This window comes from Zoogloea sp. LCSB751, assembly GCF_002028455.1.
Lineage (GTDB): Bacteria > Pseudomonadota > Gammaproteobacteria > Burkholderiales > Rhodocyclaceae > Zoogloea.
This window is the reverse complement of record NZ_MWUM01000020.1, coordinates 14,759-28,117: the sequence shown is the minus strand read 5'-3', so window position 1 is coordinate 28,117 and position 13,359 is coordinate 14,759. Positions and strand designations below refer to the sequence as shown.

Genomic DNA, 13,359 nt, shown 5'->3' with positions numbered 1-13,359 from the left:
ACATCCTGAAGTTAAGCCTGATCGGAGACGAGGACGGCCGAATGAAAGCCGGAAAATCCCTGCTGGAGGCAGAGCACCTGCTCGAAGTTCGCCAGGCGTGGCTCTCCGACAACCCAGTCGAGCCGGGGCGCCAACGGGGCGCTCAGCCCGGCAACGGACGGCAGGCTGCCTGTTGCCAGGACCCGCGCGGCCAGGGCCACATCGAGCAAGGCTCCGGCGGCGGGGATCGTGCCGAACAGCGGGCGTGGCGAGGAAATGGGTACACCATCGGGTAAAGCCGCCGCCAATTGGCGGCACTCCAAGGCATCGAGAACAGGGACACCCCGCCCATCGGCCAGGACAACCAACTCCGGTGCATTCCCGGGTATGCCGCCAAGCCTGTCCAGCGCCTGTCGGTAGCCTTCTTCAAAGCCGCCGTCAGCCAGGCTTTCCAGGCAATTCCGAGGAGCGGCAAAGCCGCCTGGGGCGTGAACCACGGCCCCGGACCTGACACCCCGGGCTTCCGCACTGGCAGGGCGCTCGAGCAGGAGGGCCACCGCACCTTCGGCAAGGATGGTGCCCGCCGCCTCACGGTCGAAACTCGCCACCCTCCGCCCCGCGCCATGCTCCAGCAGAAGACCGCGCCGCCACAGCTCGGCGAGGGTGAAAGGTTCCATGTAGCTGCCACAGGCAACCACGAGAGCCACGTCGCACTGGCCTGCGTGCAACGCGAACAAGGCCTGTTGCAGGGCTCCGATGCCGGCACTTTCATTCTGCACGAATGCAGCACCCGGACCACGGAAGCGGTGAGTGAGGCTGATCAAGGCCAGCGCATTGTTGGCCAAGCCCTTGATCGACATGAAGGGATCGGCACCGCGGCGGTAAAGCGCCTCTGCCGTCAGGCTCGACAAGTCGATCTCATCTCCTTGGTCGATCGCGGTCAGTGCCCGCTGCAGAGACATGATGTTCGGACTGGTGTAATCCCCCTGCCCCGTGAACAACCCTCGTCGCGTCTCCGGAACGCCGGCCCAGTCGATTCCGCTGGCCGCCATGGCCTGCTCGGCGGCATGCACCGCCCAATAGCTCGGCTCGGTCCCGTAGCGCCGCAACTTGTAGGGCACCGCGTCCCTGCTCGCCTGCCGTGCCTCCTGCGGCACGGCGCCATAACCTGCGATCAGGTACGAGTCGATCCAATCACTGACAAACGCCCCCAGCGTGCTGCGGCCGGACTGCCAGCAATTCCAGGCTGCATCCAGCCCCAGGCCGCTGGGGAGCACCGCGCCGACACCCGTGAGTAGTGCAGAGGAAAGAGAGCTAGTCATAGGCCTTGACTGCAATAACGGCATTGAGCCCCCCGAAGCCGAAGGAGTTGGACAGGGCGGCACGCAGGGCCTGCCTCCGCGCGCTTCCGGGAACGTAGTCCAGGTAGCAAGAAGGGTCCGGGTTCTCCAGATTCAGGGTGGGAGGGACGATGCCATCAGCAACGCTGAGCACCGTGGCAATGCATTCGGGGGCTCCGGCCGCCGCAATCAGGTGACCCAGCATGGACTTGTTGGCCGTCACGCTCAGCCGCCGATAGTGATCCCCGTTCGCAAAGGTGGTGCTGATCGCCAGCGTTTCGGCAGGATCGTTGAGTGGCGTCGAGGTTCCGTGCGCATTGATATGACCGACATCGGCCGGGTCCAGCCTCGCATCACGCAAGGCCCGCTGCATCGCAAGTCGCGCCCCCAGACCTTCGGGGTGAGGGGCTGAGATGCGATAGGCATCCATCCCGCTGCCGAAGCCGGCTATCTCGGCGTAAATCTGTGCGCCACGGCGCTGAGCATGGGCTTCGCGCTCGAGGATCAGCACCCCTGCGCCTTCTGCGGCGACAAAACCGCTGCGATCCCGGTCGAACGGACGGCACAGGCGATCACCGAAACGCTCGGCCGTGGACGGTGCCCCCAGCAAGTGAAGACCTATCATGGTCGGCAGGTTGAGGACCGAGTCCGCGCCGCCCACGATCATCAGGTCGCACTCGCCCCGGCGAATCATGCGCATGCCATGCCCGATGGCGTGTGTAGCCCCGGCGCATGCGGTCGAAAAATTAAGGTTCGGACCGTTGATGCCCAGGACTTGCGCCAGACTCATGCTCAGATGGTCGTTGCTGTTCAACAAGCCGCTATTCGGATTCAATTCGGCTGCACGCTGGTGCAGCAGGCGCCAATCAGGACCATTCGGCCCAAGAGCCAGGTGCATGTCTGCCGGATCCCGCTCGGGCACCCCCGAACCCATGGCGATACCGCTCCGCAAGGGGAGTTCAGCCGGCACCAGGCCCGCATCGGCAAGAGCCTCAAGCGCGGCAGCCAATCCGAAACGCGTGCGTTTCTCCATGGGGGCCTCCCACCACGCAGCTTGCCCATAACGCTGGGCCAAATCCGCCATGTCTACCGGGGCCGCGTACTTCACCGGAAAATCGTCCACCCCATCCGGTCGCCAGGGGCGAATTGCCGAATGCCCATTGCAGAGACCGCTCCACAGGGATTTCCAGCCCATTCCCAGGCCCGTGACTGCACCGAGCCCGGTGACGACGACTCGCTCCCTGTTCTTCACGACCTATCCCTTCCTATGAGCGCGACTGCGATCTGCCCCATCGGGCTGTACATGACGAGCAGCGCGCAGGACGCATCCATGGGGAGCGCTTCCCAGCGCGCCCCATGTGTCAGCCAGCGACGCTGCCGGCGCATCCCCTCCAGCACGAGCCCCACCGCAAGGGTGGCTGCTGCCGGACCGACGTAGCCAAAGCGGGCCTCGATGGGGAGATGCAGAGGAGCAAAGGCAAAGAGCGCACGATGCAGACTTTCCTTGTGAGCAGCCTGCCACGGCTGATTGCTCAGGACCCAGCCTACGTCTGTAGGAGTGCAACGCCCCATCTCGAGAGTCTGCGCAATCAAATCCACCAGCATGTCCCCATGGTCGTCGCGCAGGGGATGGCAGCCCCGTGCATAGCCCAGCAGCACCGGGTCGTTCCGGCCCGCATCGGCAGAGGCCAGAAGAAAGGCCGAGGCCTCCCCCGGCACGCGCAGCCCTCCGGCCCGCCCTTCCCAGTGGGCGTGCTGGAGCGGCAGGAGTGGATCGAGCTTGGTACTGACGGCTCCAATCACCGCGTGGGAGCACTCCGCCTCGGCGACCGCGTGGACACCATCGATCACGGCGGAAAGCCCTGCATCGGCAAAGGGGGAGTACGCCGCCATGGGACCGTTCAACCCGAACGTAGCCGCGATATGGGCGCAGGCCGAGCTGTTCAGCAAGCTCAGGCCCGAGAACGGCTGGGTCTCACGCATCAGCGTGGTATTCCAATCGTCACGCCCTCCGGCGGCATGCCACGACTCCAGCACTGCAAGACTCGGCAACGGCTCGTCGATGGTGGGCAGGCCCATGAACAGGCCCGTTTCAGGCCTGTCCGCAAGATGGTCGGGGCGCCAGGCTTCCAGCAAGCGTCCTGCACCGACCAGCGCCATGCGTGCCTGTTTCTCCATGGTGCGGACCAACTTGCGATCCACGCCATAAGGAGCCAGTTCCGGCTCCCGGGCCACGTGCGCTGAAGCTGCGGCCAGTTCGTCCGGCCAGGGCGCAGGTCCCGGAACCGCAGGACTGCCGAGTGCAGCCCAGACATTTTCCCAGTCGTCCCCCATTGCACAATGTAGCTGGGGAAGATGCAGCTTGACGGTACGGAATCCGCTCATGCAGCCTCCAGTACGAGGCAAGCGTTGGCACCGCCAAAACCGAAAGAACTGCTGAGTACGTTCTTGATTGGGGCACTACGGGTGGACGTGACGATATCGAGGCCCGCGCACGGACTGCAGGCGCGCTCATAGTTCAGAGTGGGCAAGAGCATTTGTCTATGCAAGCTGAGTGTCGCCAAGACCGCCTCGACCGCACCGCTGTTGGCAAGGGAGTGGCCGAGCGCGGATTTGTTGGCCGTGATGGGAATCTCCGCGATACGGTCGCCGAAGACCTGCTTCACGGCCAGGGCCTCACATGCGTCGTTGGTGGGCGTCGAAGTCCCATGGGCATTGATATGATCGATCGCATCAGGCGCAAGCCCTGCATCCTGCAACGCCTCGACCATGCATCTGGCATACTCACTGCCATCATCGGCGCTCGCGGTGATGCGACAGGCTTCCAGCAGACCTGCGAAACCGCGTACCCTGGCCAGGGGCTGGGCACCCCGTCGTGCAGCATGGCTGGCAGACTCAAGGACCAAGAAGGCACTGCCTTCTCCCATCACGAAGCCACAACGTGCTTCATCGAAGGGACGACTGATCGCCCCGCCTTTCAGGTGCTCTCCGTCGGCCAATGCCCCCACGACGGAAAACGCCACCAAGGGCATGAAATTGCACATGGTCTCGGCTGCGCCAGCCAGCGCGACGTCGACAAGCCCGGCGCGGATGAACTGCATGGCGGCCCCGATGGCCATGGCACCGGCGGCGCAGGCCTCACCATGTGCCCCATGGCTGGCCTGCAAGCCGAATCGATGAGCCAGAGCCAGGGCGGCCTGATCCTGCTGCTTGTGGAAATACGCCTCCGGACGGGTCACGCCGGAGCGCAGAAAATCATCCAGCTGCAGACGTTCCCGCTCCCAGTTCATGTGCGGGGCAAGTGAACGCAGCTGAACCTCATCGAACGTGTGCTTGTTGCTCGCCAAGAACACGCCGCCCCGTTCGACGCGGTGTTCGCCCAAACCGGCGCGCTGCCACGCTTCGGTAGCCGCACACAACGCCAGGCGCGTTTGCGGGCCCCATTCCGGCTCCAGCGGGCCCAGGCTTGCATCCACCGCCTGCCAAGTCTCGTTGTCGATGAACACACAGCTCGGATTACCGAAACCGAGCGCCGAAAGTTTGGACCAGGAACGAATCAGCGATCGTCCCTCAGCCAGCGTCCAGAACAGGCTGTCCGCACCCACCGTACCGGCCGAGACAGCGCCCACCCCCGTGATGACGACCTCTTCCATGGCCTTGATCACGCAGCGACGCGGGTCTCCGACCAGCGGGAAACAATCCCGGGAATCGAGGCCGCCAACGCATCGTCACCCGTACGGGCCTTCAGGGGCGAGCTGCATGCAGCGCAGATCGGCCTGCCCGACGGAGAGACCTCCGCCTTGTCGTGACCGCAGTCAGGACAACGCTCGGGAAGCCCGTCCAGGATGCCCTTGCACAGATTGGCCCAGTTGCGCACTGTCGCGCAGCCCATCACCTCATAGGGCTGCATGCCGGCGGCGACCTGATCGACACGATAAGCGAAGAAGCTCTCGCGCAAGGCATAGGCAGCCAGTTCGGTCAGCCGCCCTTTGTCATAGACCTGCGACTCGTCCCCGAGCACAGCCACCAAATGATCGAGCACGCTCTTTTGAGGCAGGACGATGCCCAGTTGCTTCTCAAGATTGAAGCGCAGCTCCACGAAATCCAGCGAATCGGCGTCCAGCTCATTCGCAATCGCCACGTCAGCGGCCACATCGCCGGGGGTGCACCCAAGGACGCTGACCAGGGTACGTTGTACGACGGCAATCAAGTCGCTTTCTGAAAAAGGGTTGCTCACGGTCGGCTCCTGAAGATTGATATCCCAAATATCATATGCATACGTGCACACCAATGCACACATAGTATAGAATCGAGCCGATCACGACAATTAATTTGTCATAAAGAAACTGTGCCTTGTTCTACAAATGGCCTCGAAAGCCGTTTATCCCTCATTCATAAATTGAGGGAAAACAGGGCGCACTCGTCAACATGAAATCAACATAGTCCGATGATCTATGCGGCTCGGGGCGGAATACTGTTCAGCCAGTTCAGTTGGCGGCACTTTCAGCCTCGAAGGCCCGCATCGCCTCCGGATAGCAGAAACGCATGAGGACCCGCATTTGCTCAAGAATCCGCTGGAGACGACGCATGATCTCGAAGCCATCCAGCTCGTAATATGAAAAGCGCCCGTCCTTCAAGTGAGTAACGATTCCCTGCTCGCGCAGATGCTTCAAGTGGCGCGACACGACCGAGCGGTCCTGGGGGCAATGAACCGTGATGTCGGCAATACTGAGTCGCCCATACTGCACGAGGATGGACACGATGCGCAGGCGGGTGGGATCGGACAACGCCTTGAACAAACCCGCGTCCAGATCATCCTGCAAGGACGCAATAGCTTCAAAAAGACGCTCATCCTTGCACGGGAGCGAATCGGTTTCTTCTTCTCGTTGAGCCACTGGCTGTTCCATTCAATGCGTGCGACGGTGACATCCTCCAGCCGCGGGCACCGGGAAGCGTACCCGAACATGGCCGGAGTTTGGCCGCACTGAGTATCAGCCAGCTATTTGAACATCGACAAGGCACTATTGCGCGGAAGAAAACACTTGTCCGGCGCGCTACCGCAACCGGACATCCAGGGCTGCATTCAGCCGCGCTCAGGCGCGGTAATTGCGTAAATCGTCCACCAGGCTCTCCAGCCCGAAACGCTTCAGCTTCACATACACGGTGCTCTTGGCGATGCCGAGCTCCCGCGCCACCGCGGTCATGTTGCCGCGACAGCCCTTGATGGCCCGCAGAATTGCGTCGCGCTCGGCGTTCTCCAGACAGGTCAGGTCGCGGCCGTCTCCACCGGACAACTCCACGCCAGCCGCAGGCGTACCGCCGAGAGAAGCGCGGATGTCCGGCGGCAGATCCGCCTCAGTGAGCACCGCCTCCTGGGAGGTCAGCAGCATGCTCTCCATCACGTTACGGAACTCTCGGATGTTGCCCGGCCAGGCATAGTGCTGGAGTTGCTCCACGGCGCCCCGCGACAGGTGGCGCGGGGCCAGGCCGTGCTGGCGTGCCAGCCGTTCGAGGTAGTGCTCGCCAAGCAAGGGAATGTCGGCGGCCCGCTCGCGCAGGGACGGGATGTTGATGCTGGTCACCGCCACCCGGTAGAACAGGTCCATGCGGAAACGCCCGGCCTGGATCTCCTTGCGCAGATCCCGGTTGGTCGCCGCGATCAGGCGGAAATTAACCTTGCGCGGTTTGTTCTCGCCGAGGCGATAGACCTCGCCCTCCTCCAGCACGCGCAGGAAATGCGGCTGCAGGTCGATCGGCATTTCGCCGATCTCGTCGAGGAACAGGGTGCCGCCGTCGGCCGCCTCGATCTTGCCGATCATGCCGCCGCGGCGGGCGCCGGTGAAGGAGCCTTCGGTGTAGCCGAACAGCTCGCTGGTCAGCAGCTCGCGGGAGAAGCCGCCGCAGTTGAGGGCCACGAAGGGGGCGTCCTTGGTGGCACCGAACTCATGGATGCAGCGCGCGAAAACGTCCTTGCCGACACCGGTCTCGCCCAGCAGCAGCACCGGCACCCGCGACTTGGCCAGTTGCTGGGCCCGTCCGACGGCCTGCATCAGCGCCGACGACTCGCCGACCACCCGCTCGAAGGAGCCTTCCTTTTCGGACGACAACTCGCCCGCTATCACCGGCATCACGATCCGTCCGCCCGCCGGACTGCTCACGCGGCGACTCGGCAAGGTCAACACCGCGCCGATCTGCTCGCCATCCTGGATCACCGGCTCCAGCCACTCGCGGTGCATCCAGTCGGGCATCTCATCGGGCAGGCGCCGGCCCTTCTTCCAGGCCAGCGACAGGGAGGCCAGCCCGTCCGGCGCCACCGCCGCCTCGCCGATCCCCATGTCGGCCATCACCACCGACGCGCGGCCATTGGCCTTGATGGCGCGGCCGCGGCGGTCGAAGACGATGATGCCGTCCGCCGACATGCCCGACAGACGCTCGACGCACTGCTCCAGCAGACGGTAGCGGATACCAAGCTCGATCTTGGCCAGGCGGTTCTCGATGCGCCCGGCAGTGGCGACCACCAGGGCCAGACTGTGCCGGCTGTAGGAGGCGCTGAGCCCGGAGACGTCCACCACGCCGAGGATCGTGCCGTCGTAGGGGTCGCGGATCACCGTGGCCGAACAGGACCAGCGCTTGATGCCCGCACAGTAGTGCTCGGCCGAATGGATCTGTACCGGCTGACCGACCTCCAGCGCCGTGCCGATGGCGTTGGTACCGCAGGCCAGCTCGCTCCAGTTGGCGCCGGACAGCAGGTGTACGTTCTCCGCCGCGCCGCGCGTGGACATGTCGCCTTCGAGATTGAGGATCGTGCCGCACTGATCGGTGAGGACCATCACGGTGCCGGTCTCCGACAGGAAATCCCGCGCCGAAGCCATCACCGGCGCGCTGGCGGTAAGCAGTTCGCCGCACTCGTCACGCAGGGAATGCAGGGAATGCTCGGCCAGCGGCTCCGGCGCCTGATGTCGCTCGGGATCGACACTGGCGCCGTAGCAGCGCCGCCAGGAATCGTCGATCAGGCGACGGAGTGCGTCGGATCCCGTTTCGTCACCGCTGAGGAAACGCTCCCAGGACGTCATGATGTGGCCGTCGTTTTCCGGAATGGAAAACATCTGGCCCGATGAAACTGTGGCAGCCATGCCCACCCTCCTTTATGTGTGTCCGACCGTGTCGCCGACGGAGTCCATCCTGGCGCACGATTCTGTGTATCGCTCTCCGGCGCCGCGGCTCACCGTCCGCTTGTCGTCCCCCGAAGAAGCCTGCTTTGTCGGCCGGCCTTGCTGCCAGCCGGCGGCGCGTGTCCCTGCGCGTCGCCACGGCGCTCCGCTCGCGCCGCCCAACCATGATTGTATTGTGGACCATGGAGAGACACAGCGCGGCGACGCAACCGATATCCGGACATAGCAGTCTTTGTGCCACCACCTGCAGCTCGCCACATTGCCCGGATCGGGTACTTTCCGGTACATGAAAGCGTCCGCTTTCCGGACACCTCGACCGTCCGGAAAACGGACGTACGTCTGGAAATGTCCACGGGCGAATGAATTCGCCCCCACAGGATTGTGCTGCATATTTCCGGACGAATTCGATCGCCACGAAATGAGCACCCGTAGGGGCGAATTCATTCGCCCATCACATGAAAGAAAAAAACGGGGGCTTCCAGACAAAGAGGATTCCGAGGAGAGGGAGAGAGAGAAGGATTCCTCGCTGGATACCGCCTTGCCCCCAAAAAGCCCGGTGCCCGCCATAGCGGGCTTGCCGGTTACTGCAACGCCACCAGAAAATCTGCGTCGGTATTGGCCCGCACGTCGTCCACCGTCGTGTCGGGCGCCAGATCCACCAGGGTCAGGCCGTCGGGGCCGACCTCGAACACGCACAGATCGGTCACGATCATGTTCACCACACCGGTGCCGGTCAGCGGCAGCGAACATTCGCGGACGACCTTCGTTTCGCCCTTGGCGGTGTGTTCCATGATCACCACCACGCGGCCGACGCCGGCCACCAGGTCCATCGCCCCGCCGATGCCCTTGATCATCTTGCCGGGCACCGCCCAGTTGGCGAGGTCGCCCTTCTCCGACACCTGCAGCGCTCCGAGCATCGACAGCTGGATGTGGCCACCGCGGATCATCCCGAAGGACGCCGCGCTGTCGAAGAAGCTGGTCGTCGGCAGCGTCGTGATGGTCTGCTTGCCGGCGTTGATGAGGTCGGCATCCTCCTCCCCTTCCCACGGGAAGGGGCCCATGCCGAGCATGCCGTTCTCGCTCTGCAGCTGGATCGACATGCCCGGCGGCACATGGTTGGCCACCAGGGTCGGAATGCCGATGCCGAGGTTCACGTAATAGCCGTCACGCAGCTCGCGGGCGGCCCGTGCCGCCATTTGGTCCCGAGTCCAGGGCATGGCTTATTCCTCCACCACCGCGGCGCGACGGCGCACCGTACGCTGCTCGATCTGCTTGTCCACGTTGTCCAGCAGCACGATGCGATCCACGAAGATGCCCGGCGTGACGATGTGGTCCGGATCGATCTCACCGGGCTCCCGCAACTGCTCCACCTCGGCCACCGTCAGCGCGGCGGCGCTGGCCATCATCGGGTTGAAGTTGCGGGCGGTCATGCGATAGACCAAGTTGCCCTCGGTGTCGGCCTGCCACGCATGGACCAGCGCCAGGTCGGCCTTCAGGCCGCGCTCCTGCACGTACAGCTTGCCGTCGAACTCGGCCAGCGGCTTGCCCTCGGCGATCACCGTGCCGACCCCGGTCCGCGTGTAGAAGGCCGGGATGCCCGCTCCGCCGGCGCGGATGCGCTCGGCCAGCGTGCCCTGCGGATTGAACTCCACCTCCACCTCGCCGGCCATGTACTGGCGCGCGAACTCGGCGTTCTCGCCGGCGTAGGAACAGACCAGCTTGCGTACCTGACGAGTCTTGAACAGCTTGCCGAGGCCCATGCTTTCGGTGCCCGGGTTGTTGGAGATGATCGTCAGCCCGCGCGCGCCGGACTCCAGCACCGCGTCTATCAGCACCGCCGGAATACCGCACAGCCCGAAACCGCCGGACATGATGGTCATGTCGTCGCGCAATGCGTCGGCCAATGCCGCGCTGGCCGACGAATGGATTTTTCTCACAGACACCTTGCATCCTCTCTATTCAAGAATTGCCTTGTCCCATTAAGTGGTCGCGCCCGGCATCAGCAGCAAACGACCACTCGCACCGGCATTCATAAGGCAAGAGAGGTGCCAAACACACCAACCCGATGATTAATAAGAAGAACCCATTTCAGATCGCCATTTCATTCTCAATTACCGTCTAAATAGCGGTCGGCCCCGAGCTGTATTTCGTTCGGATTTCGGGCGGCAATTCGTCCGCCCGTTCACCCGCCAGGTACCCGTCAGCTCCGGGGCTTCAGCGTTGCGGCCAGCGCGCGCCCAAGGCCGCGCACGCCGCGCTCCATCGCCTCAGGCGTCAGGTTGCCAAATCCCAGCCGCAGACCTGACACGGCCCGTCCATCGAGGGCAAAAGAGCGGCTGGAAGCAATGACGACGCCTTCCTCACGGGCCTTGCGCACCAGCAGGTCTTCGTCGAGCAGCGGGTCCAATTGCAGCCACAGCGCCAGGCCACCGTCCGGCAGACAGAAATCCGCCCACGGTTTGAATCCGGATACGTACTCCGCAAACAGCCGTCGTCGTTCCTGATAGACCCTCAGTGCTCGACGAATATGCCGACGCAGTTCGCCGCTCTGCATCAGATCCGTGACAGCAAGCTCGGTCACGGCATTCCCCTGGCGATCAATCCACTGGATCTCGTTGGCACAACGGTCCACCACCTCCCGCGAGCCGACCACGTAACCCACCCGCAAACCGGGCGCCAGCACTTTGGACAGGGAGCCGACATAGATGACCCGCCCGGTGCGATCACCACTGGCCATCGGGAACATCGGGCGCCGCGCGAAATGGAACTCGTGATCGTAATCGTCCTCGACGACCGCAAAACCAAACTGCTCGGCCAGGGCCAGGATATGCATGCGCCGCTCGGCCGGCATTAGCACCGTGGTGGGAAACTGGTGATGAGGGGTGACGTAAATGGCCCGGAGGCGATGCTGCCGGCACAGGCGCTCGAGGGCCTCCGGCCGCATCCCGAAAGCATCCATCTCCACCCCGTGAACCTGCGCTCCCGCCGCCCGGAAGGCCTCCCGTGCCGGCGGGTAACTCAAGGCATCCACGGCCACGTGGTCACCGCTGCGGGCCAGCAGGCGCGCGACCAGATAGATCCCCATCTGGCTGCCGCGGACGACACAGATGTTGTCCAGGCCGACCCGCAATCCCCGCTCGGCGCTCAGCATCGCCGCCAGCTCCTGTCGCAAGGCGGGTTCTCCGCGGGGATCACCATAGGCCAGACGATTGGCACGCGCCGTTGCAATCAAGGCCCGCCGGTAGGCGCGGCCGAGGACTTCGAAGGGGATCAGCCGGGTATCCGGTACGCCGTCCGAAAACGCCACGCAACCGTTCTCCAGCGGCGGGCTTTCGTATCGCGCCCCATACAGCGGGTAGTCGGGCACCGGCATCTCGTCGGCCTGGAGCGGTGAATCCGCAGCGGACGTACGCGGCAGCTCCAGCGCCACGAAGGTCGCCTGGCGCCCCTCGGAGCGCAGCCAGCCCTGTGCAATCAGCTCTTCGTAGGCCGACACCGCCGTCTTGCGGTTGATGCCGAGTTCCTCGGCCAACGCCCGGCTGCCGGGCAAGGGCGTACCCGGCGGAAGCCTTCCCCGGCAGATCTCGTCGATGAAGTACTGGGCGATCTGCAAGTGCACGGGCAGGCCGTCTCGCCGGCGGACCGCCAGGTTCAGCTTCCAGGGACGCAACATGATTGCCAGGCGGGCTTTGGAGTGACGACAGGGAGGGCAGGAACTGGACCAGTAGAATTCACAAGACTGGATGTTTTTAAGGGGCCAGGGCAAGCCTAGCATGCTTCACATCTTCTGATGCGGAGCCTCAGCAATGACTGTCATCCCTCCCGCCGGCGAGCAGCTCTTCCGCCTGGCTGAAATCCATCCACTCTCGGACGAGGTACGGCGCGTCGTGCTGAGCAGCGTCGACGGCACGCCGTTTCCCTACCAGGAAGGGCAGTTCGTCTGCCTCCGCCTGCCCGACGGCGTGCAGCGCAGCTATTCCCCAGCCAGCCCATGCAGAAACGACGGCCGTATCGAACTGCACATTCGTCTCTTGCACGGCGGGCACTTCTCGGGCTGGCTCACCGGTGACGACCGCACCGGCTCCGTAGTGTCCGTCAGCGGCCCCTACGGCGAGTGCGTCTGGCGAGCCTGCGGCACACCGCATTCACCGGTCCTCATGCTGGGCACGGGGACCGGCATCGCCCCTCTCAAGGCACTGCTGGAGCAAGCCCTGTCGGCAGATGAGCGCCGGCCAATCACCCTGTATTGGGGGGGCCGCCAGGAGAGCGACCTGTACCTCCGGGATCATTTCGATGCCCTGGCCCGGCGGCACGCCCACTTCCGCTTCGTTCCCGTGCTCGCCGAACCGACGGATAGCTGGCATGGCCAGCGCGGATTCGTGCAGGACAGCATCGTCGGGGAGCGTCCGCCGCTTGCGGATGCAACGGTCTACGCCTGCGGCTCACCGCTGATGGTGGCAAGCGCCCGCGCGCAACTGGTCGACACGCTCGGGCTGGCGCCAGACCGCTTCCTGGCCGATGCCTTCGTCCCGGCCGTCGCCGCGACGGCGGAAAGCTCCGGGCATTCCGCGCTGACAGTCAATGCACACGCCAATGGACAGACCCACGCGCTGAAAGCGGCAGCAGGAAGCCCGCTGATGCCGGTGCTGGCAAAGGCCGGCCTGCTTGCCGGCGTCTGCGGAGGCCAGGCCGCCTGCGGAACATGTCGCGTTCTCGTGCCCCCGCCCTGGAGCGAGCGGCTTCCGCGCCCCGACCGCCAGGAAGCCCGCCTGCTGCTCGCCCTCGACAGCCTGCCCGGCCATCGCCTCGCCTGCCGGATCAGCATGGCTGCAGATCTCGACGGCCTGCAACTGGCCTGCGGCTGACCC

General features: G+C 64.4%; 11 protein-coding genes. 1 reads left to right on the top strand and 10 read right to left on the bottom strand.

The features are described 5' to 3' along the window. Positions 1–11: 11 nt before the first annotated feature. The 10 genes from B4920_RS19000 to B4920_RS18955 form a co-directional block, all read right to left on the bottom strand. Positions 12–1,301, bottom strand: coding sequence for a beta-ketoacyl synthase N-terminal-like domain-containing protein (locus B4920_RS19000; RefSeq protein WP_161493339.1), 1,290 nt, complete (start codon positions 1,299–1,301; stop codon positions 12–14). Further along, positions 1,294–2,571, bottom strand: a complete 1,278-nt coding sequence (locus tag B4920_RS18995) for a beta-ketoacyl synthase (protein WP_216819954.1) — start codon at positions 2,569–2,571, stop codon at positions 1,294–1,296. Before B4920_RS18995 ends, B4920_RS19000 begins: the two co-directional genes overlap by 8 nt. Continuing rightward, complete coding sequence (locus B4920_RS18990; protein ID WP_079436252.1) at positions 2,568–3,704, bottom strand: beta-ketoacyl synthase N-terminal-like domain-containing protein; 1,137 nt, start codon at positions 3,702–3,704, stop codon at positions 2,568–2,570. The genes B4920_RS18995 and B4920_RS18990 overlap by 4 nt, the downstream gene beginning before the upstream one ends. Beyond that, a complete protein-coding gene (locus B4920_RS18985; protein ID WP_216819953.1) occupies positions 3,701–4,984 on the bottom strand; it encodes a beta-ketoacyl-[acyl-carrier-protein] synthase family protein in 1,284 nt (427 codons plus the stop codon). Before B4920_RS18985 ends, B4920_RS18990 begins: the two co-directional genes overlap by 4 nt. Then, positions 4,981–5,556: an acyl carrier protein gene (locus B4920_RS18980; RefSeq protein ID WP_161493338.1), complete on the bottom strand. Its 576-nt coding sequence runs from the start codon at positions 5,554–5,556 to the stop codon at positions 4,981–4,983. Before B4920_RS18980 ends, B4920_RS18985 begins: the two co-directional genes overlap by 4 nt. Before the next feature lie 250 nt (positions 5,557–5,806). Then, on the bottom strand, positions 5,807–6,226 hold the full coding sequence (locus tag B4920_RS18975; protein ID WP_079436250.1) for a metalloregulator ArsR/SmtB family transcription factor: 420 nt from the start codon (positions 6,224–6,226) through the stop codon (positions 5,807–5,809). A gap of 186 nt (positions 6,227–6,412) precedes the next feature. Next, entirely contained in the window at positions 6,413–8,452 is a 2,040-nt protein-coding gene (locus B4920_RS18970) for a sigma-54-dependent Fis family transcriptional regulator (RefSeq protein WP_216819952.1), read from the bottom strand. Positions 8,453–9,072: 620 nt separating this feature from the next. After that, the gene (locus tag B4920_RS18965) at positions 9,073–9,708 is read right to left on the bottom strand and encodes a CoA transferase subunit B (protein ID WP_079436248.1); all 636 of its coding nucleotides are present in this window, start codon (positions 9,706–9,708) and stop codon (positions 9,073–9,075) included. Positions 9,709–9,711: 3 nt separating this feature from the next. Further along, positions 9,712–10,428 (bottom strand): CoA transferase subunit A, encoded by a 717-nt coding sequence (locus B4920_RS18960; RefSeq protein ID WP_079436247.1) that lies wholly within the window; start codon positions 10,426–10,428, stop codon positions 9,712–9,714. Positions 10,429–10,691: 263 nt separating this feature from the next. Continuing rightward, positions 10,692–12,164: a PLP-dependent aminotransferase family protein gene (locus tag B4920_RS18955; RefSeq protein WP_079436246.1), complete on the bottom strand. Its 1,473-nt coding sequence runs from the start codon at positions 12,162–12,164 to the stop codon at positions 10,692–10,694. 133 nt (positions 12,165–12,297) lie between these two features. Between B4920_RS18955 and B4920_RS18950 the strand changes: the two genes are divergently transcribed. Next, positions 12,298–13,356 (top strand): FAD-binding oxidoreductase, encoded by a 1,059-nt coding sequence (locus tag B4920_RS18950; protein WP_079436245.1) that lies wholly within the window; start codon positions 12,298–12,300, stop codon positions 13,354–13,356. Positions 13,357–13,359: the final 3 nt, after the last annotated feature.